The organism is Streptomyces sp. bgisy027 (assembly GCF_057710365.1).
Genome location: NZ_JBYIVZ010000001.1, coordinates 103,346 through 125,016, shown reverse-complemented (window position 1 = coordinate 125,016; position 21,671 = coordinate 103,346). Strand labels below are relative to the sequence as shown.

The following is a 21,671-nucleotide window of genomic DNA, read 5'->3' as shown; positions in this document are numbered from 1 at the left end:
TAACGCGCACGGGGAGAGCGGTCGGTGAACCGACAGGGCGGGCGGCACCGGGGCGGTTGCCGGATAGTGGGAACAGGGCCCTTCCGAGATTGCTCCTCAGAGATTTCGGAGCCGCAATGGACCGCTGTCCCGCCATAGCCGAACACGGGCTGGTGGGCGACCTCCGGACCGCCGCCCTCGTCTCCTCGCAGGGTGTCGTCGACTGGTTCGCCGCTCCCCGGTTCGATGCGCCCAGTGTCTTCGCCGCCCTGCCCGACCACGACCGCGGCGGCCGTGTGCGGCTGTCCCCCGAGCATCCCGAGGGGACCGGCCGGCAGCTCTGCCACCCCGACACCGCCGTCCTGGTCACCCGGTTCCTGGCACCGGACGGGGTCGGAGAGGTCCTCGCCTCCATGCCTCTCGACCACAGCCGCAAGGCCACCGACCGGCACGCCCTGATCCGGGCCGTCCGGGCCGTCCGGGTCGTCCGGGTGGTGCGGGTGGTCCGGGTGGTGCGGGTGGTCCGGGTGGTGCGGGTGGTCCGGGTCGTCCTGGTGGTGCGGGCTGTCCGGGTCGTCCGGGTGGTGCGGGCTGTCCGGGTGGTGCGGGGCACCGTCGACTGCACGCTCGAATGCCGGCCGCGCCTCGACTACGGCCGGGCCGGGACCCACGTCGACCACGTCGACCACGTCGACCACGTCGACCACGTCGGTCTGTTCGCCGAGGAGATCGGTCCGACGGGGGAGCGGCTCGGCAACTTCCCCCGGGCCTTCACCCGGCTGTCCCTGATCATGGCCGCCCTCGCCCTCGCCCTCGCCCTCGACGACGCGCTCGACGCGGCGGCGGACGGGCGCTGAGCCATGGCCACCGACGCCCGTCCGGCCCGGCTGACCCCGGCCGAGTTCGACGCGCTCCACCGGCAACTCGCGGGGCGCGCCGCCCGGGCCGAGGGCGACGGGGGCGCCCTCACCCCCGCCCGGGTGCTGGCCGCGACCCGTGAGGTGCGCACCGGCCGGACGGTCACCATGGCCGCCCCGGTGCAGACGGCGCCCGGCCCCGACGACCCGGAACCCGCCAGGCACCGGATGAGCCAGTGGCCCGGGCGGTCCGGCGAGTCCGGGCACGGACTCCACTTCGCCATGGACCGCTTCGCCATGAACGTCCACGGGGACGCCGACAGCCACATCGACGCCCTGTGCCATGTGATCTACGACGGCACCCTGCACGGCGGCGTGCCCGCGAGCACCGTCACCGAGGGCGGCGCCACGGCGCTCGCGATCGACGCCGCCCACGACGGCATCGTGGGCCGCGGCGTGCTCCTGGACATCCCGCGGCTGCGCGGCGTGCGCTGGCTCGAACCGGGTGACCACGTGAGCGTCGACGACCTCGCCGCGGCCGAGCGCGCCCAGGACGTCCGGGTCACCGAGGGCGACCTGCTGTTCGTCCGGGTCGGCCACCGTCTGCGCCGTGCCGAGCTGGGCGCCTGGCACGTGGCGCGGGCGCGCGCCGGGCTGCATCCGTCCGCGCTGGAGTTCCTCGCCGAGCGCCGGGTCGCCGCGCTCGGCGGCGACGGCAACAACGACACCGCCCCGAGCTGCACCGACGGCGTCGACTTCCCCGTACACGTGCTGGCGATCCACGCCATGGGCCTGTACCTGCTGGACTACCTCCAGTTCGAGGACCTGGCGCGGGTGTGCGAGGAGGAGGGGCGCTGGTCGTTCCTCTGTGTCGTCGCGCCCCTGAGGCTGCCGGGGGCCACCGGCTCACCGGTCAATCCGATCGCCGTCCTGTGAGCAGGCCCCCGCCGAGTCGCCGCTCCCGGGGGCGGCCGATACCGTCGGAACAGGGGGCACACGTTCCACTCCCGGAACGGGGGTCTGCGCATGGCCGACGACCGGCACTACGACGTCATCATCATCGGCACGGGAGCGGGCGGCGGCACACTCGCCCACCGGCTGGCCCCCACCGGCAGACGCGTCCTCATCCTGGAGCGCGGCGACTACCTGCCGCGCGAGCGCGACAACTGGGAGTCCACCGCCGTCTTCGTCCAGGGCAAGTACCGCGCCCCGGAGTTCTGGTACGACAAGCACGGCAAGGAGTTCCCGCCGGAGGTCAACTACTACGTCGGCGGCAACACCAAGTTCTACGGCGCCGCGCTCTTCCGGCTGCGGCCCGAGGACTTCGGGGAACTGCGCCACCACGACGGCGTCTCACCGGCCTGGCCGATCCGCTACGAGGACCTGGAGCCGTACTACACCCAGGCCGAGCAGCTCTATCTGGTGCACGGACGGCACGGCGAGGACCCCACGGAGGGGCCGGTCAGCGGCCAGTACCCGCACCCCCCGGTCGAGCACGAGCCGCGCATCCAGCAGCTGAGCGACGACCTGGAGAAGCGGGGCCTGCACCCCTTCCACCTGCCCATCGGCGTGAACCTCACCCAGGACGAGAACGGCGGGGCCACCCGCACCAGCGCCTGCATCCGCTGCGACCGGGTCGACGGCTTCCCCTGTCTGCTGGGCGCCAAGTCCGACGCGCAGGTGATCTGCGTCGACCCGGCAATGCGGCACGACAACGTCACGATGGTGACCGGCGCCGAGGTGCGGCGCCTGGAGACCGACCCGACCGGACGGACCGTCACCAAGGTGGTCACCCGGATCGGCGACATGACCGAGTCGTTCAGCGCCGACATCGTGGTGGTGGCCTGCGGCGCGGTCAACTCCGCCGTCCTGCTGCTGCGTTCCGCGAACGACCGGCACCCGAGCGGCCTCGCCAACAGCTCCGACGTGGTGGGACGCCACTACATGCGGCACAACAACCTGGCCCTGATGGCCGTGTCGAAGGAACCCAACCCCACCCGGTTCCAGAAGACCATGGCGCTGCACGACTGGTATCTGGGCGCGGACGACTGGGACTTCCCGCTCGGCGGCATCCAGATGCTCGGCAAGTCCGACGCCGACCAGATCCACGGCGAGGCGCCTCGCTGGGCCGGTGCCGTCGTGCCCGACATGCCGTTCGAGACGCTCGCCCACCACGCCGTCGACTTCTGGCTCTGCGGGGAGGACCTGCCGCTGCCCGAGAGCCGTGTCACCCTCGACGAGGACGACGGGGTCCATCTCGCCCTCGACGAGAAGAACAACATCGCCGGGCTCAAGCGGCTCCAGCACAAGCTGCGCGGGATGCTCGAACACCTGGGCATGCACGAGCACCATCTGCTGCCGCACAGCCTCTACCTGCACAAGGGCATGCCGATCGGGGCCACCGCGCACCAGGCCGGCACCGTCCGGTTCGGCACGGACCCGCGCAGCTCCGCCCTCGACGTGCACTGCAAGGCCCATGACCTCGACAACCTCTATGTCGTGGACACCGGCTTCTTCCCGAGCATCGGCGCGGTGAACCCCTCACTGACCGCGATGGCGAACGCCCTGCGGGTCGGTGACCACATCGCCGAACGGCTGCGCTGACGAGCCGCCGTCAGTAGGTGTCCCCCGGTGCCTTCGTGGCCCCGGTGTCGGAGTCCGTGAGCGGCTCCAGGGTGCCCATGGTGGCGAGCCGGTACAGCAGCACCAGGGCCGGGCCGACCAGGACGACGGCGATGACCGTGACGATCGCCAGCCAGCGCAGGGTGTGCGCGGCACCGGCCGCCTCGGACACCGTCAGGGAGGTGGGCAGCAGATAGGGCCGTTGCGCGAGGCCCCAGGCGACGATGACCAGCGCGACGCTCGCCACCGAAGTGTGCCGGGTCCACGCGTAGGAGCGGCGCAGCAGGAGCACCACCGTGGCCGCCCCGCAGACCGCGGCCAGGATCACCGGCAGCAGTCCCCAGCCGCTGGTGAGGCCGTCCCAGACGTGGCGGGCGTCGTCGTGGGTGACGGGCAGGGCGACGATCGCGAGGACGACGACGGCGGCGAAGGCGAACAGCGCGCGCACCCGGAAGTAGTCCGCGAGGTCCTCGGCGTCGAAGCGCAGCGCGTCGGAGCAGAGGAACACCGCTCCCAGGAAAGCGGTGGCGGCGACGGCCAGCAGGCCCGTCAGGACGGACGTCGGATTGGCCCAGGCGTCCGTGGTGGCGGTCGTACCGACGGCGACCCGGCCGGCGGCGACGGCGCCGAGCGCCGCCCCGAGGAAGAACGGCGTGAGCAGCGACGCCAGGGCGAACGCGGCGCCGTAGATCCGTCGCCGGGCGAGCCGCCGGGTCGGCTTGCGCAGGGCGAATCCGGCGCCCCGCAGCACCAGCCCGACCGCGGCGAGGGCGAGTGGCAGCCACAGGGCGGTGAACACGGCCTGGAACAGCGTGGGGAAGCCGGTCCACATGATGACCAGGACGAAGATCAGCCAGACGTTGTTGGTCTCCCAGACCGGCGCCATGGCGTGGTCGATCAGCCAACGGGGCCGCCGGCCGCGTTCGGCCCCGCCGGCCAGCAGGTCCCAGAATCCGGCGCCGTAGTCGGTGCCGCCGGCGCAGGCGTAGGCGGCGATCGCGAGGACCATCACCCAGGCGATGAGGTCGGCCATCATGACGAACCGCCCTTGGCGTCTGCGGAGCCGCCACCGGGCGCGGTGCGGGCGCCCGCCGGCTCGGGCTCGCCCCTGGGGCCGTAGGGGGTGTCGGTCTCCGGGTGCGGCCCGGTGCCGGCGGCCGGGTCGGCCTCGTCGGCGATGCGCCAGCGCGTCCGCATCTTCAGCAGGACCGCGAGGAACGCCCCGAAGACGCACACGTACACGGCCATGACGATGCCGAGCATGGCCCACAGCGAGCCGGCGCGGGTGTCGGTCACCGCTTCCGAGACCCGCATGTGGTGGTAGACGATCCAGGGCTGACGGCCCACCTCGGTGGTGATCCAGCCGCACTCCACGGTCACCAGGCAGGCCGCGCCCGCGACGGCGGCGCAGCGGAAGAACCAGCGGCTGCGCGGCAGGTCCCGGCGCCGCCACCAGCACCAGCCGTACCAGAGGGCGAGCAGGATCAGCAGGCTGCCGATGGTGGCCATGATGTCGAACGCCCAGTGGACGATGGTGGCCTGGACGGCGTTGGGACGGTCCGAGGCCGGTACCGACGTCAGCCCGGTCACCTGGGTGCTGGGCTTGAAGCCGGCGAGGATCGAGTCCAGTTGGGGGATCCTGATCCCGCCGGAGACCGATCCGTCGCTGTTCAGCCGCCCGAACAGGTACTCGGGGACATGGGTGTCCGTCTCCCAGACGAGCTCCATGGCCGCGAACTTGACCGGCTGCTTGTGGAAGACGGCCCGGGCGGCGGAGTCGCCGAGGAAGAACTGGATCGGGGTGAGGATCGCGGCCACGGTGAACGGCACCGTGAAGCCGAGCCGGTGATACCGGTCGCGCCGCCCTCGCAGCCAGCCCGTCGCGTACACGCCGGCGACGAGATAACCGGCGGTCAGGAACATCGCGACCACGAAGTGCCAGTACTCCGCGCCGAAGATCGGGGTGAAGATCGCCTGCCGTACGTCGACCTGGACGGGATCACCGTTCGCGTCGAGTTCGAACCCGTGCGGGGTGTTCATCCAGGAGTTGGCCGCGATGATGCCGAACGCCCCCAGCAGCGCGGCCGCCGGCAGCGGCACGGCCAGCCAGAAGTGTGTCCAGGGCCTGAGGCGGCGCCAGCCGTAGAGGTAGATCGCGATCAGAATGGCCTCGAGGAAGAACGCCCATGCCTCGACCCCGAACCCGAGCCCGAAGACGTCACCCCAGCGGCCCATCATCCCCGGCCACAGCAGGCCGAGTTCGAAGGACAGCACGGTGCCGGTGACGACCCCGACGGCGAACTGGATCGCCATCACCGCCGACCAGCGCCGGGCGAGCTTGAGCGCGACGGGGTCGTTGCGGCGCAGCCCCCGGTGGTGCATGACCAGGGTGATGAACGGCAGGGCCACACCGAACGGGACCAGCAGGATGTGCGAGGCGAGCGTGAACGCCATCAGCTCGCGGGCCGGCAGGAGCTGGGGCGGGGTGCTCGCCGCCAGCAGGGACACGGTGCCGATCATGTGCGCCTCGGTGGTCTGGGCCCGCGGGTCGCGGGGGTACGGAACGACCAGGTGTGTTCCGGGCGGGGACACCGGACGGGCCGGGGCACCGGACGGGCCGGGGCACCGGACGGGGCGGCAGGCACGCCGGGCCGGGCCGCGGGCGCGGGCACCCCTGACGGGGGATCAGCCTCCGGTGGCGAAGCCGGGGAAGAGCGTCATGCCGCCGTCGACGTAGAGCGTGCTGCCCACGACGTAGTCGAGCAGGTCGGACGCCAGCGCGACCGCGGCGTTGGCGATGTCCTCCGGGTCGCCCACCCGCTTGTAGGGGATGAGCCGCAGCAGGTCGGCCTCGGCCTCCGGGGTGGCCCAGGCGTCGTAGTTGATCGGGGTGCGGATGGCGCCGGGCGCGATCGCGTTGACCCTGATCCGCTGCGGGGCCAGCTCCTGGGCGAGGGTCTGCATCAGCATGCCCACACCGCCCTTGGAGGAGGCGTAGTTCACATGCCCCGACCAGGGGATGACCTGGTGGACGGAGCTCATGCAGATGATCTTCCCGGCCGAGCGGGAGACCTCCTCGACCACGCCGCGCCGCATGAACTCCTTGGCGGCCTCGCGGGCGCACAGGAACTGGCCGGTCAGATTGACGTCGATGACCTTCTGCCAGTGGGCGAGCGTCATGTCGGTCAGGGGCGCGTCCCGCTGGAGGCCCGCGTTGGCGACCATGATGTCGATGGTGCCGAGCTCCTCGACCATCTGCGCGACCATGGCCACGACCTGGTCCTCGTCGGACACGTCGGCCTGGTGGGCGTAGGCGCGGACCCCGTGCGCCTTGATCTGCTCCACGACCTTCTCGGCCTCGTCCGCGCCGGCGACGTAGTTCACCACGACGTCCGCCCCGGCCCGGCCCAGCGCGATCGCGGTCGCCAGGCCGATGCCCGAGTTGGCGCCGGTCACCAGCGCCTTCTGGCCCCTGAGCAACTGGGCCGACAGCGCCGGCAGCTTGTCGTCGGCCGTTCCTGTCATCGCGATCTCTCCTTCGGCGTTTCGGACGCCATGTGTCACCGGCGGCGGGCGACACGGTGGGGGAAGGCCCGGGAGTGGATCGGCCGCCGGTATGCACGGGGGACGGAGGCAGCCCGGTGCCGGAGCCGTCGTGTGCCCGGTGCCCCGACCCAAGCACCACGAGCCGTGGTCGGGCCGCACCGGCACGCTGGGCAGCCGCTTCGGGCCGGGGCATGTCACACGGCCGGGCTACGGTCCCTACGGCGACTGCGGCTCGCAGACGATCTCGTCACGCGGTTCGTAGTGCGTGTGGAACGGCTCGCGCCGCACCACCCGGCCGTCCTGGACGAAGACCCGCTGCACGGCGACGTCGAAGCCCTCCAACGGAGTCTGCGGGACGCACCGTTCGGCCGTGCTCACCTTCCGCTCGGGCTGCTTCACCTTGGTGCGCGGGCTCTTGATCGCGCCGATGTCGTCGTACTTACGGGTGCCCAGGAAGGAGATCGTCACCGAGGAGTCGGTGGAACGGGCCTGGATGTAGATGGCGTGCCCCGAGTCGTTGTTGAACCTCAGGTCCAGGCTGCCCCAGGCGACCGTCGCCTCACGGCCCTCCGGGTAGCGCTCGATGTAGAACGAGTGGGCGCCGTGCTCCAGGGGCTTGACGCCGGCGAAGAACATCGCGTTGAACATGGTCGTCGCCACCGCCGACACGCCGCCGCCGGGCGCCCTGGTGAACTCGTCGTTGAAGATCATCACGCCCTCGACGAAGCCGTTGGCCTCGGTGCGCTCGCCGACGGTCCTGTTGAAGCTCCAGTCCTTGCCGGGCATGACGACGGAGCCGTTGATCAGTTCCACCGCACGGCCGATGTTCCGTGAGCGGTACGGCGCCGGTTCGAAGTTGACGGTGAAGGAGGACATCTGCTCGCGCAGGCCGAGCCGCTCGACGTTCGCGCGGGTCACCTGCGGCTCGGCCACGAGCGTGGCGATCTCGCCGCTGCGGGCGGCTCCCCGCCGGGTGAGCAGCGGCATCACGGCCTTGCCCAGCGCCTTGTCGGTGACCACATGTCCGGCCCGGCCGTCCTCGGTCACCCCGACGCGGTTGCCGACGAGGCGCAGCTGGGCGTTGTGCGCCCGGGCGGGCAGGGTGGACAGCGGGCGGGCCACCGCGGGGTCGGAGCGCAGCCCCTCGGCGTCCAGCTTCGGCGTGAGGTGCCCGGCGTCGTCCGCGCGCATCCTCAGGTGCTCGCCCAGGACGGGCTGGTCGATGGTGAAGCGCCGGTCGGCCGCGGTGAGGGTGACCGGCGCCGACATGGCCGGCTCCGCGAACTCGCGCACCGCCCGCCGCATCTCCCGCTCGGTGACCTTGGGCTTCGTCTCATGGGTGGGCAGGGCGGTGACGGCCTTGGCGTCGCCCTCCAGGAAGGCGGTGCTCAGGGTGCCGACGGCGGCGTCCGTGTCGAGGGCGTGGCCGCTGCGCGGGGGGACCGGCCGCACCCGGCCGTCCTCGAAGTCGACGGCGCCCTCGCGGACCTTCCGGTCGAGCGCCTTCGCCATCTTCTTCAGGGTGCCGTGGGCCTTGTCCTCGTCGACGTGCACGGCCGGCTCGACCGGGCCGCCCGAGCCGAAGAGGCCGCCGATCACGCTGAACGGGTCGGCACTCTCGGTGCGGCCCGCGCGGTCCACGGTCCTCTCGTAGTCGAAGGTGATGCCCACCTTCCGCGGATCGACCGTGGTCCTGCGGTCACCGATCGTCACGGTCAGTTCACGGGCACCGGCCGGTCCGAGCCGGTCCTGAAGCTTCTTGACGGCCTCCGTGCGGCTCAGGCCCCCGATGTCCACGCCTCGTACGGTCGTGCCGCCCTCTATGTCGCCGCCCGAGAGCAGCAGCCCGGCGAGATACAGGCCGCCGACGCCGACGGTGAGGGCACCGCCGGCCAGGGCCAGGGGCGGCAGCGAGCCGATACGGCGAGCCGAGACGGTTCGCGGGACGGAGGGGGCGCGGAGGCGCATGAGTCTCCAGGGCGGGCGATCGACGAGGACGGCGCGTGGGTGACGCGACGCTGTGCGCGAGGCAAACACATCCAGCTAGCCATAATCGGACGAAAACGCCTATGTTGTGGACCACGTTTGTCCTGCATCACGCCTTGTGTCCCGCCCGAAAGCCCCGCCCCGGAGCCCCGGCCTGCGTCTCACGCCCCCGACGGCACCTCCGCCTTCTCCTCCCGCTCGTCCTGCGCGTCGTCCTGCCCGTCCGCGGCCGTCCCGTCCGCCCCGGACGCCTCCAGCGCCTTGTTGCGGCGCACCGAGGCGAGGAAGGACGCGGCGATCAGGACCACACCGATCAGGCCCGTGATCAGCTCGCTGATCTGGTGCTGGATGGTGATCAGCAGGATCGCCGCGAGGGCGCCGATGGCGTAATGGGCGCCGTGTTCCAGGTAGACGTAGTCGTCGAGGGTGCCCTGCCGGACCAGGTAGACCGTGAGCGAACGGACGTACATCGCGCCGATGCCGAGGCCGAGCGCCATCCAGAAGATGTGGTTGGTGATGGCGAAGGCGCCGATCACGCCGTCGAAGGAGAACGACGCGTCCAGGACCTCCAGGTACAGGAACAGGAAGAACGCGGCCTTGCCGGCGAGCGCGACCGCCGAGACCGGCCTGCCCTCCGCCCGGGCCTTCTCCTCCTCCTCGTGCTCGTGCTCCTCCTGCTCTTCGAGCCGGTCCTCGAAGAAACCGGAGAGACCGCCGACCACGAGATACGTGATCAGACCGGCGACCCCCGACAGCAGCACGGTGGCGGTCTTGTCCGCGTGGCCGGTGCTGACGTGGGCCTGGCCGGCGAAGGTCAGCGCCGTCGCGAGCAGGGTGATCAGGGCCAGGCAGACCGCCAGCATGTCGATCTTGCCGAGTTTCGCGAGCGGGCGCTCCAGCCAGGCCAGCCACTTGATCTCGCGGTCCTCCAGGATGAACTCCAGGAAGATCATCAGCAGGAACATGCCGCCGAAGGCCGCGATCGCCGGGTGCGCGTCGGTGACCAGGTCCTGGTAGCGGCCGGGGTCGTCCAGGGCGAGCCGGACCGCCTCGACGGGCCCGACCTCGGCGCTGATGGCGACGATCACGACCGGGAACACCAGCCGCATGCCGAACACCGCGATCAGGATGCCGAGGGTCAGGAAGATGCGCTGCCAGAAGGCATTCATCTTCTTCAGGACCCCGGCGTTGACGACCGCGTTGTCGAAGGACAGCGATATCTCAAGGACCGACAGGATCAGCACGATCCCGAAGGCCTCCCAGCCCCACTGCCACGCGGCGAAGGCGAGGCCGAGCGCCGTGACGGCGAACGACCAGCCGAAGGTCCGCAGCACCATCTCAGCCCTCCGCCTTCACGGCCAGGACCGGGCAGCCCACGCCCAGCAGGATCTGCTGGGCCGCCGAACCCATGATCAGCTTGCCGACCGCGCTGCGCCGCCGCAGCCCGATCACCACCAGGGACGCGTCCTTGGTCTCCGCGAGGTCGATGATCTCCTCGGCGGCGTCACGGGCACCGAGGACCTGGCGGATGTCGAAGTCGATGCCGAGGGCCGCGAGGTCCTCGCGCACGTGGCTCAGATCGGGTTCCTGCGCGAAGCGGGGGTCCACCAGGGAGTCGCCCCGCGTGGTGTTCACGACCAGGAGTTTCTCCTTGCGCCGGCGGGCCTCGTCGATCGCCGCGCGCAGGGCCGCCTCCCCCTCCGGTGAGGGGACGTAGCCGACCAGGATGGTCATCTCGTTTCTCCAGACGCTCGGGCGGCGCTACGCGCGCGCAGGGGACGTACGACGAACCTGCGGATCAGCGGCCACACCAGGACCAGGACGATCACCGTGTAGACCGTGTACGACACCGGCCCGCCGAGCAGCCCCGACAGTTCGCCGCCGGACAGCTGGAGGGAGCGCCGGCCCTGGAGCTCCGCGCGCGGGCCGAGGATCACGCCGACGATCAGCGGCAGGACCGGCAGCCCGAAGCGTCGCATGATGAAGCCCAGCAGGCCCAGGGTGAGGAGGATGAACAGATCGAGCGGCTGCGCGTTGACGGCGTAGGCGCCCATCGTCGCGAAGAAGAGGATGCCCGCGTACAGATAGGGGCGCGGGATCTGGAGCAGCTTCGCCCACACCGGGGCCAGCGGCAGGTTCAGCAGCAACAGCAGCAGGTTGCCGATGAACAGGCTCGCGATCAGCACCCAGACCAGGCTCGCCTCGCGCTCGAAGAGCAGGGGCCCGGGCTGGATGCCGTACGACTGGAAGGCGGCCAGCATGACCGCCGCCGTCGCGTTGGTCGGCAGGCCGATCGCCAGCATCGGGACCAGGGTGCCCGCCGCGGAGGCGTTGTTCGCGGCCTCCGGGCCCGCCACGCCCTCGATGGCGCCCTTGCCGAACTCCTCGGGGTGCCTGGTCAGCCGCTTCTCGGTGGCGTACGACAGGAACGTCGGGATCTCCGCGCCACCGGCCGGCAGCGCGCCGAACGGGAAGCCGTACGCCGTCCCCCGCAGCCAGGGCTTCCAGGACCGCTTCCAGTCCTGCCGGCCCATCCACGGGCGGCCGACGGGGATCACCTCGGCCGGCCGGCGGCGCAGATGCGCGGCCACCCACAGCGCCTCGCCGACCGCGAAGATGCCGACGGCGACCACGACGACGTCGATGCCGTCGGCCAGCTGCGGTATGCCGAGGGTGAGCCGCTGCTGGCCCGAGACCGTGTCGATGCCGACCAGGCCGATCGTCAGGCCGAGGAGCAGGGATATGAAGCCGCGGATGCGGGACGAGCCCAGGATCGACGTCACGGCGATGAACGACAGCAGCATCAGCGCGAAGTAGTCCGGCGCGCCCAGGCTGACCGCGAAGTCCACCACGATCGGGGTGATCAGGACCAGCAGCAGGGTGCCGATGGTGCCCGCCACGAAGGAGCCGATCGCCGCCGTCGCCAGCGCCTGGGCGGCGCGGCCCGCCTTCGCCATCCTGTTGCCCTCGATGGCGGTGACCACGGAGGAGGACTCGCCGGGGGTGTTGAGGAGGATCGACGTCGTCGAGCCGCCGTACATGCCGCCGTAGAAGATGCCGGCGAACATGATGAACGCCTGCACCGGCTCCATGCCGTAGGTGATCGGCAGCAGCAGGGCCACCGTCATCGCCGGGCCGATGCCCGGCAGGACGCCGACCGCGGTGCCGATGAGCACACCGACCAGGGCGAGCAGCAGATTCAGCGGGTCCATGACGTCCGCGAAGCCCTGCATGAGGTTGTTCAGGTTGTCCATCGCGGCCTCACAGGATTCCTTGCAGCACGCCGGCGGGGAGGTTCACGCCGAGGCCGATCGCGAAGGCGTAGAAGGTCGTCAGGGAGAGCGTCGCGGCGATCAGCAGATTGCGTATGTAGTGCCGGTTGCCGAGCGCGAACGCCGTGCCCCAGAACAGCAGGCCGCCGCTGATCACCCAGCCGAGCCGCTCGATGAGCAGCGCGTTCGCCACGAACACCGCGACCAGCAGCGCCACCGTGCGCCAGTCGGCGCCGCCCGACAGATCGACGTCCTCGCCGGCCTCCGGCTCGCCGTGGCCGCCCCGGGCCACGTCGACGGCGTACAGCACCGCGAGCACCACCAGGAGCGTGCCCAGGATCAGCGGGACCGCGCGCGGGCCGACCGGGTCGGTCCCGCTGGTGATGTGCGGGATGCCGACGGCGTCCACGACCACGGCGGTGCCCAGCAGGGCGAGGAACGCGCACACGCCGTACTGCGCGCGGTCCCCGCCCTGACGGGGCGGAGGGGAGTCCTCCACGGTCCGTTCTTCCTTCACCTGGGAGCTCATGCCAGCCCGAGCTCGGCGAGCAGGTCGGCGACCGCCTTGTCCTGCTCGGTCAGGAAGGTGCCGAACTCGTCACCGGTCGCGAAGGCGTCGACCCAGCCGTTCTTCTCCAGCTGCGCCTGCCACTCCTTCGAGTCGTGCATCGTCGTCAGCGCGTCGACCCAGGTCTTCTCCTGCTCCTCGGTGATCCCCGGAGGGGCCACGATGCCGCGCCAGTTGGTGAAGACCAGGTCGATGCCGGAGTCCTTCAGCGTGGGCGCGTCCTTCAGCGCGTCGATCGGCTTCTCGCTGGTGACCGCGAGGACGCGGACCTGGCCGGCCTCGATCTGGTCGAGGAACTCGCTGAACCCGCTGGCGCCGAAGGCGATCTTGCTGCCGAGGATGGCCGGCAGCAGCTCGCCGCCGCCGTCGTAGGAGACGAAGTTGACGTCCTTCGGCTTGATGCCGACGGCCTTCGCCAGCTGCATCGGCAGCAGGTGGTCGGGGCCGCCCGCCGTCGAGCCGCCGCCCACCGCGAACTTCTTGGGGTTCTTCTTCCAGGCGGTGACGAGGTCGTCCATCGTCTTGTACGGGGAGTCCTTCGGCACGACGATCGCGCCGGCCTCCTCGATCAGCCTGGCGAGTGGCGTGGTGTCGGTCAGCGTCGCCTTCGACTTGGAGGTGTACGAGGCTCCGACGACTCCGAGGCCCATCTGCATGGCCATCTTGCCGTTGCCCTTCTCGTTCACCAGGCGCTGCAGGCCCACGGTGCCGCTGGCGCCGGGCAGGTTGAAGACCTGCACGCCGGAGGCGACCTCGGTGTCCTGCATGACCTGGGTGACGGTGCGGGCGGTGAGGTCGTAACCGCTGCCCGGGGTGTTGGGGACCATCAGCCGAAGGCCGGTCACGGGCTTGTCGGACCCGCTCCCACCTCCGGACTCCTCCTTGTCGGCGGTGGCGCCGCAGGCGCTCACCGCGATCATCGACACGGCGGCAAGAGCTCCGACAAGTGCGGCTCGTCGAGTTCTCATGGCTCATCTCTTTCGCTCGGCCCGTTCCGGCGCCATGATTGTGCGGTTCCTGAGACACCCCGTCTCGGTTGTGTGACCATTGAAGGTTGAGTTCATAGTGGTCATAACGTCCCGGCCACACAGGCGTCAGACGCTCGCAGGCGAGCTGCTGGTATGGCAGCTCGCCATTGTCGTGATCGTGCTCGCCGCCGTGGCGGCGGTGTCCCTGGCGCAGTCCAAGGCCACGTTCGACCGGGTCGAGGGGCGCCGGGTGACCGCGCTCGCCGAGGAGACGGCGGGCAACCCCCTGGTGCGCACGCAGCTCGTGCGGCCCGCCCCGGCCGAGATGCTCGCCCCGCTGCTCCAGTCCACGCTGACCAGGTCCGGCGTCACCTCCGCCCTCGTTGCCGACACCGACGGCGAGATCGTGGCGGCCACCGACCCGACCCTGGTCGGAACGCGGCTGCCGGGCGACGGACCGCAGGTCACCGAGGCCGTCGGCTGGTCCGGGGAACTGCCGGTGGGCGGCGTCACCCAGCTGGTGGCGCAGGCACCGGTGCTCGGGGCGCGGGGCCACAACGCGGGGGACCACCTGGGCACGGTGATGATCGGGCGGACCTCGCCGTCGGTCTGGCAGCGGCTGGTGGGCGCCTCGTCCTATCTGCTGGTCTACCTCGGCGTCGCCAGCGTCCTCGGCCTGGCCGGCTCCTGGCTGCTGGCCCGGCGCATCAAACGGCAGACCTTCGGCATGGAGCCGCGCGAGATCGCCGGACTCGCCGAGCACCGGGAGGCGATGCTGTTCGGGATCGCCGAGGGCGTGGTCGCCCTCGACCCGCAGCAGCGCCTCACGCTCGTCAACGCCGTCGGCCGCGGCCTGCTGGACCTGCCCGAGAACTGTGTCGGGATGAGTCTGGCCGACCTCGGGATCGAGGGGCGGCTCTACGACGTCCTCGCCGGGACCCCGCGCGAGGGCGAGCCCGGCGATCCCGCGCGGCGGGACGAGGTCGTCATCCGCCGGGGCCGCGTCCTGGTGATGAACCGGATGGACGTCACCAAGGACGGCCGCCTCCTCGGCTCGGTGACGACCCTGCGCGACCGTACCGAACTCGCCCAGATGGAAAGGGAGTTGGGCTCCTTCCGCAGCTCCGCCGAACTGTTGCGCGCCCAGGCCCACGAGTTCTCCAACCAGCTGCACACCATCTCCGGGCTCATCCAGATCAACGAGCACGACGAGGTCGTCCGGTACGTCCGCGCCCTGCGCAAGCACCGCGAGTCGCTCGACGTGAGCATCACCGGCCGGGTCGGCGACCGGGCCGTGGCCGCGCTGCTCATGGCGAAGTCGGCGCTCGCCGGGGAACGCAAGGTACGGCTGAAGATCTCCGAGCGCACCTCCCTGGACCGGCTGGAGCCGACCGACTCCGCGGACGTGGCGACCGTGCTCGGCAACCTCGTGGACAATGCCGTCGACGCCGCCGCCGGCGGCGCCCGGCCGGGGGACGGCGGCCCCGGGGCATGGGTGGAGGTGGAGCTGCGCCAGGACGCCTCCAGCGTGGAGATCGTCGTACGCGACTCGGGGCCCGGCGTGGCGCCCGAGCTCGCTCAGGAGGTGTTCCTGCACGGGTTCACCACCAAGGCCGCGCAGGGCGGCGACCGCGGCATCGGTCTGGCGCTGACCCGGCTGGTGTGCAAACGCCGGGGCGGTGAGGTGTCGGTGGCCAACACCGAGGAGGGCGCCATGTTCACCGCCCGCATGTCCGTCGGCCGACCGGCCGACCGAGCGACGGAGGCAGTCCGATGATCGACGTCCTGGTAGTGGAGGACGACTTCATGGTGGCGCGGATCCACCGTGGATTCGTCAACGACGTCGACGGGTTCCGGGTGATCGGCGCCGCGAACTGCGGCGAGCAGGCGATCGCCGCGGTAGGCGAGCTGCAACCGGACCTGGTGCTGCTCGACCTCTACCTGCCCGACATGTTCGGCCTGGAGATCATCCCCCGGCTGCGCAGCGCCGGGCACGACTGCGACGTCATGGTGATCAGCGCCGCACGCGAGTCCGAGGCGGTCCGCGGCGCCGTACGCCAGGGCGTCGTCGACTACCTGCTCAAGCCCTTCGACGCGGAGGACCTGCGCACCCGGCTGGAGCAGTACGCGGCCCGGCGCAGCAACCTCTACGCGGCCGTGGTCAGCGGCCAGTCCGACGTGGACCGGGCACTGGCCCGGGGAGCCGCGCCCGCCGCCGCGCCGGCCGCCCTGCCCAAGGGCATGAGCGTGGAGACCGCCGAACTGATCGAACGCGAACTACGGGCGGCCGACGGCAGCCTCTCCGCCGCCGAGTGCGCGGCCCGCTCCGGGGTGTCCCGGGTCAGCGCCCGGCGCTACCTGGAGCACTTCAGCGTCACGGGCCGGGCCGAGGTGTCCCTGCGGTACGGGCAGGCGGGACGGCCGGAGCGGCGCTACAGCTGGCTGGACGTCTAGGGCCTGGTGCGAAAGTGGCGTCGTCGCCCGGAGGGCGGCCGCGCGGCGTTCGGTGCGTCCTCTCGGCGTGCCGCCCGGAAGCCCTCGTACCGGGCGTAGTCGGGCTTTCGGGCGGTGCGGCCGGAGGACGTGCCGGGCGTCGCGCGGCAGGCGCCACTTCCGCACCAGGCCCCAGACGGCTCCCGAGCCCGTCAGGGCCGCTCCCACGCCCTGCTGCCCTCCCGGTCGGCCGGTCCGGTCAGGTTCACGATGTCGTCGGACGCGACGTCGTGCAGCCGGATCGCCAGGTCCTCCAGGGCGCGGCTGGCGGCGAGTTCGTCGCCGATCTCGGGGATCGGCCGGTCGACGGGGTTGCGGTGGGCCACACCCCGGCCGGTCACGACCATCAGGTCCTCCGGCGTGTCCTGTGTGGTCAGCACGGCCTCGGCGCGGGTGTCGTCGCCGTCCTCGGTGATGTGGATCCGGACGGTCCATTGCTTGTCTTCCATCGAGATCACTTCCGTACGAGGGGTGGGAGAGCCGGGGCCCCACTGACGAGAGTGCGCCTGTTCGCGTGCCGGGTCCAGCGCGGGTCGACGCCGCCCGGTCCCCGCCGGACCATGGAAGGAGAGACGGAAGGAGGCCGGACATGACAGACGTCCTGACACGGCCGGCAGGCCGTAAGCGGTTCGAACTCGGCAAGAACCGCAAGGAGAACCACCCCTGGGAGATACGGGTCGTCAAGCATCCGGAACGCACCCAGTCCTCGCACTTCCGCGCCGCGAAGGCGACCGCGAAGCTGATCCTCGCCGAGCTGACGGCCGAGGACGCGGACCTCCCGTACGGGCCGGGCCCCTGGGAGATGCACCACGGCGGCAGCCTCTGGGTGAAGGCCGAGGAGGGCGGAGGCGGCTGGCGGATGTACCGGGCCCGGGTCGGCATCGAGTGGAGCGCGCAGTTCTGCGCCGACCCCGAGAAGGTCGACCGGCTCCGCCGGGAGGCCGCCGAGCTGATCGCGGCCTTCCCGCTGACCCTGCCCGCCCTGGACGAACTGGGCTACAAACGTGCCCGCAAGCTGCTCGACACACCGATCGAGGACGCCGACGGCGTGGAGGCGTGGACCGACTCCCTGTTCAACTCGTGCGTGCCGCTCACCACCCCCGACCACTCCGGCGTCCTGCCCAAGGCGGCCGGCGAACACCACTACCCCTGGCCGATCAAGGCCGCGGACTACTTCCGGTACGACGACTTCCAACTGTGGGTGACCCTCCCCGACGGCACCAACGCCGGCGTCACCCCCGTCGGCCGCCGCGGCTCCGGCGACGGACACCTGCGCATCGTGCACGCCCGGCACGGCAGCGAGGCCGGGGACGCCGTCGCGGAGGCGCAGCGGCGCCACATGATGGCCGTCGTACCGCCGGACAGCCCGATCGCGCTGGCGGCGTTCGAGCAGCAGATCCGGCCCGGCGCCAGTACCGCCGCCGGACCGCTGCACACCCGGCGGCGTGCCTCGGCGGGCGGCGCACGCGGTGGTACCCCGAGGTGAGCCAGGGGCGCCGTCCTCCCTCGGAAGCAGCGCCGCCCTCATCCGCTCATGCCACGGAGGCATGACAAGTGCCTCCGTGGGCACGATGTGCCGAAAGGTTGCGGAGAGAAGGCCGGTCGCAACGGACCCGAGATACGAGGAGGGCGCCATGAACCGCCAGACCCACGTTCGTGTTCGTGTCACCCGCCGGCCCGCCGCTCCCCGCGACACCAGGGGCGAGATCGACCGGCGCACGCCTTCGGGGCGGATCCTGCCGTACTGACAGCGGGCCCGGGCGCCCTCGCGGACGTAGCGTGAGGGCATGCGGGTGCTGGTCGTCGAGGACGAGGAGCGGTTCGCGGCAGGGCTCAGGGACGGCCTGGAGGCCGAGGGCTTCGCCGTCGACGTGGCCCTCGACGGGGTGGACGGCCTGTGGCTGGCCCGGGAGCGCGGCTACGACGCGATCGTCCTCGACGTGATGCTGCCGAAGCTCAACGGCTTCCGCCTCTGCCGGACCCTGCGCGCCGAGCGCGACTGGACGCCGATCCTCATGCTCACCGCCAAGGAGGGCGAGTGGGACGAGATCGAGGGACTCGACACCGGCGCCGACGACTACCTGACCAAGCCCGTCTCCTACGCCGTGCTCCTGGCCCGGCTGCGCGCGCTGCTGCGGCGCGAGGCGCGGCAGCGCCCCGCCGTGCTCGCCGCCGGCGATCTGCGGCTCGACCCGGCGGCCCGGACCGTCAGCCGGGGCGGCCATGACATCGACGTCACCGCGCGGGAGTTCGCGGTGCTGGAGTTCCTGCTGCGCCGGACCGGGGAGGCGCTGTCCAAGCGGACCATCCTCGACCACGTGTGGGGCGACGACTTCGAGGGCGACCCCAACATCGTCGAGGTGTACGTACGGCGGCTGCGCAACAAGGTCGACCGGCCCTTCGGGCGGCAGTCGCTGCTGACGTCGCGGGGGCACGGGTACCGGCTCGTGCCCGACGACGGGTGACGGGAGCTCTGACGCCCCATGACGAGCGTGCGGGACGAGCGCAGGCTGCGGGCGGTACGGGTCCGGGCCACGGCCGTCGCCGTGCTCGCCGTGGCCCTCGCCCTGATCGCCGCCGGTGTCGGGCTCGTCGTCGGGCTGCGCACCGAGCTCAGCGGCGACGTACGGGACGCCGCACGGGAACGCGCCTCGGAGGTCGCCCGGGTCATCGAGGCGGGGCGCGGGGTGCCCGCCCTGACCGTGTCCGCGCCCGACGAGGAGTTCCTCCAGGTCGTAGCGGCGGACGGCACCGTCGTCGCGGCCAGCAGCAACGTCGCCGGGCGGCCCGCGGCGGCCCGGCTGGAGCCCGGCGAGAGCGCCACCGTGGCCGCCGCGCACCTCGACGACCCCTTCCTGGTCGTCGCGGTCGGCGCCCGGGACGGGGACCGGGAACTCGTCGTCCTCGACGGGCGGGACTCCTCCCGGGTCGCCGAGGCCACGGACACCGTCACCTGGCTGCTGCTCATCGGCCTGCCCGTCCTGCTCGTCCTCGCCGCCGCGGCGACCTGGGCCGGCGTCGGCCGCGCCCTGCGCCGGGTGGCCCGTGCCGAGGCCGCGCAGCGCCGCTTCGTCTCCGACGCCTCCCACGAACTGCGCTCACCCGTGGCCACCGTCCGCCAGCACGCCGAGGTCGCCCTCGCCCACCCCGGGCGCGCCGACACCGGATCCCTGGCCGCGACGGTGCTCGACGAGGCCGTCCGCATGCAGCGCCTCGTCGACGACCTGCTGCTGCTCGCCCGCGCGGACGAGAGCGCGCTGCTGCGGGGCGGCCGACGACCGGTCGACCTCGACGACCTGGTCCTGGCGGAGGCGGCCCGGCTGCGGTCGGCCTCGCCGGGTGTGCGGGTCGACAGCACGGCGGTGAGCGCGGGGCGGGTGAACGGCGACGAGGAGGCGCTCCGGCGGCTGGTGCGCAACCTCGGCGAGAACGCCGCGCTGCATGCCCGGGCGCGGGTGGCGTTCGGGCTTTCGGACGCGGGGGACGGGTGGGTACGGCTGGTGGTCGAGGACGACGGGGCGGGTGTGCCGGCCGACGAACGGAGTCGGGTCTTCGAGCGGTTCGTACGGCTGGACGAGTCCCGGGCGCGGGGGAGGGGGGTGGGCGGCGCCGGGCTGGGGCTGTCGATCGTCGCGGAGGTGGCGGTGGCGCATGGGGGGCGGGTGGAGGTGGGGGTGAGTGAGGGGTTGGGTGGGGCGCGGTTCGTGGTGATGATTCCGGCGGGGTGAGTGGGTGTGCCCATGGCGGGCGGGGTCGGTGGTCGTGGGGCGACTGCGGGTGGGTTGTGGTTGCGCGCGCAGTTCCCCGCGCTCCTGAAGGGCGTCCGCTGCACCCCCTCAAGGGGCGCGGGGAACTGCGCGACCAGCCCCCACGCACCCGCAGCCGACCCCCTCCGGCCGCCCACCCTTTCTGACACCGCGTTCAGGGACGTTCAGGGTCCGTTCAGCGTGCCCGAGGCACCGTCGGACCGTCGGACCGGTATCGAGGAGGCCGCCATGAACAGCCACCGCAAGTTGCTCTGGCCGGAGGCGGTCCTCGGGGCCGTCGTGCTGACGGTCGGCGCCTGTTCGGGCGGTGCGGGGAACGCACGCGCCGGCGACTGCGTGCACGTCGTGGACGAGCAGACCGGCGAGACCGGCAAGGACTGCCTGCCGCTCGCCCCCGAGAGCGACCGCGTGGACCTGACCGAGCCGAAGTTCTCCGACCCGACGCGGATCACCAACCCCCTGCACCCGACCGCCGAGACCGACCAGGTCGTCATGGGCGGCCAGACCGACGGCGAGCCGTTCCGCACCGAGGTCAGCACGCTGCCCGGCACCAGGACCATCGACCTCGGCGATGCCGGGGTCCGGGCCCTGACCTCGCAGTACGTCGCCTTCGAGGGCGGCCGTGTGCACGAGGTCGCCCTCGACTTCTACGCCCAGGCCGACGACGGATCCGTCTGGTACCTCGGCGAGGACGTCTTCAACTACGAGGACGGCGTCGTCGCGGACACCGAGGGCACCTGGCAGGCGGGCCGCGACAACGCGCCCGCAGCGATGATCATGCCCGCGCATCCGGAACGGGGCGACGTCTACCGGCCGGAGAACCTGCCCGGCGTCGTCTTCGAGGAGGTCACGGTGCGGGAGACCGACCGGACCGTCGACGGACCGTACGGGCCGGTCGAGGGCGCGATCACCGTGCACGAACTGCACCTGGACGGCTCGACGGAGGACAAGACCTTCGCCCCCGGCTACGGCGAGTTCTCCACCGGCAACGACGGCGGCGACCAGGAGGCGGTGTCGCTGGCCGCCCCGACGGACGCACAACAGGGCCCGCTGCCCACGGAGTTGAGGAACCTCGACCGCGCCGCGAGGGCCGTGCAGGACGGCGAGGTGACCGACGCCGACCTGGGCGCGGTGCGCGACGCGTGGACGGCCTACCGCGACTCCGACGCCGTACCGAAGCTGCTCGCGACGCAGATGACCCGCGACCTCGACTCGCTCGACGAGGCCGTGAGCGCGAAGGACGGGCAGGAGACGCCCGCCGCGGCCCTGCGGGTCGCCCAGAACACGTCCGACCTGCGACTGCGGTACGAGCCGGTGCGCACCGTGGACCTGGACCGCTTCGCTCTGTGGGCACGGCAGTTGGGGATCGACGCGTCCGCCGGGGACGCGGGAGCCGTCGCGGGCGACGTCACCAGCCTCGAACTCGTCTGGGAGCGGCTGAAGGACGACACGGGCGGAGCGGTCGCGGCCGCGGTGACGGCGGACCTGAGCGCGGCGCGCGCGGCGGCCGACCGCAAGGATCTGGCGAAGGCGGGGGAGCTGGCGCCCGGCCTGGCGGAGCACCTGACGCAGACGACGCGCTGAGGCCGAGGCTCGGGACCGCGCTGAGGGCG

18 protein-coding genes and 1 pseudogene are annotated in these 21,671 nt (G+C 72.0%); 9 read left to right on the top strand and 10 right to left on the bottom strand.

Translation table 11 applies throughout. The annotated features are described in order from the left end of the window. Nucleotides 1-116 precede the first annotated feature (116 nt). From AC3ETA_RS00550 to AC3ETA_RS00540, 3 genes and pseudogenes are all read left to right on the top strand, one after another. Nucleotides 117-461: pseudogene (locus AC3ETA_RS00550) on the top strand (trehalase-like domain-containing protein); the annotation flags it as partial. Between the two features lie 378 nt (nt 462-839). Beyond that, the gene (locus AC3ETA_RS00545; RefSeq protein WP_432190800.1) at nt 840-1,772 is read left to right on the top strand and encodes a cyclase family protein; all 933 of its coding nucleotides are present in this window, start codon (nt 840-842) and stop codon (nt 1,770-1,772) included. A gap of 90 nt (nt 1,773-1,862) precedes the next feature. Then, nucleotides 1,863-3,440 carry a GMC oxidoreductase gene (locus AC3ETA_RS00540; protein ID WP_432190799.1) on the top strand — a complete coding sequence of 526 codons (1,578 nt, stop codon included), beginning with the start codon at nt 1,863-1,865 and terminating at the stop codon, nt 3,438-3,440. A gap of 10 nt (nt 3,441-3,450) precedes the next feature. Here the strand turns inward: AC3ETA_RS00540 and AC3ETA_RS00535 are convergent, their stop codons facing one another. The 9 genes from AC3ETA_RS00535 to AC3ETA_RS00495 all read right to left on the bottom strand — a co-directional run bounded on the left by AC3ETA_RS00535 (nt 3,451) and on the right by AC3ETA_RS00495 (nt 13,798). Beyond that, nucleotides 3,451-4,494, bottom strand: a complete 1,044-nt coding sequence (locus tag AC3ETA_RS00535; protein ID WP_432190798.1) for a cytochrome d ubiquinol oxidase subunit II — start codon at nt 4,492-4,494, stop codon at nt 3,451-3,453. Then, nucleotides 4,491-5,978, bottom strand: a complete 1,488-nt coding sequence (locus AC3ETA_RS00530; RefSeq protein WP_432190797.1) for a cytochrome ubiquinol oxidase subunit I — start codon at nt 5,976-5,978, stop codon at nt 4,491-4,493. Before AC3ETA_RS00530 ends, AC3ETA_RS00535 begins: the two co-directional genes overlap by 4 nt. 165 nt (nt 5,979-6,143) lie before the next feature. Further along, a complete protein-coding gene (locus tag AC3ETA_RS00525; RefSeq protein WP_432190796.1) occupies nt 6,144-6,983 on the bottom strand; it encodes an SDR family oxidoreductase in 840 nt (279 codons plus the stop codon). Between the two features lie 237 nt (nt 6,984-7,220). After that, nucleotides 7,221-8,972 carry a VanW family protein gene (locus AC3ETA_RS00520; protein ID WP_432190795.1) on the bottom strand — a complete coding sequence of 584 codons (1,752 nt, stop codon included), beginning with the start codon at nt 8,970-8,972 and terminating at the stop codon, nt 7,221-7,223. 179 nt (nt 8,973-9,151) lie between these two features. Further along, nucleotides 9,152-10,327 carry a DUF475 domain-containing protein gene (locus AC3ETA_RS00515; protein WP_432190794.1) on the bottom strand — a complete coding sequence of 392 codons (1,176 nt, stop codon included), beginning with the start codon at nt 10,325-10,327 and terminating at the stop codon, nt 9,152-9,154. A 1-nt stretch (nt 10,328) separates the two neighbouring features. Then, nucleotides 10,329-10,724, bottom strand: a complete 396-nt coding sequence (locus AC3ETA_RS00510) for a universal stress protein (RefSeq protein ID WP_030946795.1) — start codon at nt 10,722-10,724, stop codon at nt 10,329-10,331. Continuing rightward, nucleotides 10,721-12,244, bottom strand: a complete 1,524-nt coding sequence (locus AC3ETA_RS00505; protein ID WP_432190793.1) for a tripartite tricarboxylate transporter permease — start codon at nt 12,242-12,244, stop codon at nt 10,721-10,723. Before AC3ETA_RS00505 ends, AC3ETA_RS00510 begins: the two co-directional genes overlap by 4 nt. 7 nt (nt 12,245-12,251) lie before the next feature. Continuing rightward, nucleotides 12,252-12,761 (bottom strand): tripartite tricarboxylate transporter TctB family protein, encoded by a 510-nt coding sequence (locus AC3ETA_RS00500; RefSeq protein WP_432190792.1) that lies wholly within the window; start codon nt 12,759-12,761, stop codon nt 12,252-12,254. Between the two features lie 26 nt (nt 12,762-12,787). Continuing rightward, on the bottom strand, nt 12,788-13,798 hold the full coding sequence (locus AC3ETA_RS00495; RefSeq protein ID WP_432190791.1) for a Bug family tripartite tricarboxylate transporter substrate binding protein: 1,011 nt from the start codon (nt 13,796-13,798) through the stop codon (nt 12,788-12,790). A 97-nt stretch (nt 13,799-13,895) separates the two neighbouring features. On the opposite strand from AC3ETA_RS00495, the gene AC3ETA_RS00490 reads away from it, so the two are divergent. Both AC3ETA_RS00490 and AC3ETA_RS00485 read left to right on the top strand, forming a co-directional pair. Continuing rightward, complete coding sequence (locus AC3ETA_RS00490; protein WP_432190790.1) at nt 13,896-15,575, top strand: sensor histidine kinase; 1,680 nt, start codon at nt 13,896-13,898, stop codon at nt 15,573-15,575. After that, nucleotides 15,572-16,252, top strand: a complete 681-nt coding sequence (locus AC3ETA_RS00485; protein ID WP_432190789.1) for a response regulator — start codon at nt 15,572-15,574, stop codon at nt 16,250-16,252. The genes AC3ETA_RS00490 and AC3ETA_RS00485 overlap by 4 nt, the downstream gene beginning before the upstream one ends. Nucleotides 16,253-16,443: 191 nt before the next feature. Here the strand turns inward: AC3ETA_RS00485 and AC3ETA_RS00480 are convergent, their stop codons facing one another. Further along, the gene (locus AC3ETA_RS00480; RefSeq protein WP_432190788.1) at nt 16,444-16,740 is read right to left on the bottom strand and encodes a DUF1876 domain-containing protein; all 297 of its coding nucleotides are present in this window, start codon (nt 16,738-16,740) and stop codon (nt 16,444-16,446) included. A gap of 140 nt (nt 16,741-16,880) precedes the next feature. On the opposite strand from AC3ETA_RS00480, the gene AC3ETA_RS00475 reads away from it, so the two are divergent. The 4 genes from AC3ETA_RS00475 (at nt 16,881) to AC3ETA_RS00460 (ending at nt 21,642) form a co-directional block, all read left to right on the top strand. Beyond that, a complete protein-coding gene (locus AC3ETA_RS00475; RefSeq protein WP_432190787.1) occupies nt 16,881-17,777 on the top strand; it encodes a DUF6424 family protein in 897 nt (298 codons plus the stop codon). Between the two features lie 301 nt (nt 17,778-18,078). After that, complete coding sequence (locus tag AC3ETA_RS00470; RefSeq protein ID WP_432190786.1) at nt 18,079-18,756, top strand: response regulator transcription factor; 678 nt, start codon at nt 18,079-18,081, stop codon at nt 18,754-18,756. Nucleotides 18,757-18,774: 18 nt separating this feature from the next. Continuing rightward, the gene (locus AC3ETA_RS00465) at nt 18,775-20,019 is read left to right on the top strand and encodes a sensor histidine kinase (RefSeq protein ID WP_432190785.1); all 1,245 of its coding nucleotides are present in this window, start codon (nt 18,775-18,777) and stop codon (nt 20,017-20,019) included. Nucleotides 20,020-20,286: 267 nt separating this feature from the next. Beyond that, nucleotides 20,287-21,642 (top strand): hypothetical protein, encoded by a 1,356-nt coding sequence (locus tag AC3ETA_RS00460; protein ID WP_432190784.1) that lies wholly within the window; start codon nt 20,287-20,289, stop codon nt 21,640-21,642. The last annotated feature ends 29 nt before the right edge of the window (nt 21,643-21,671 follow it).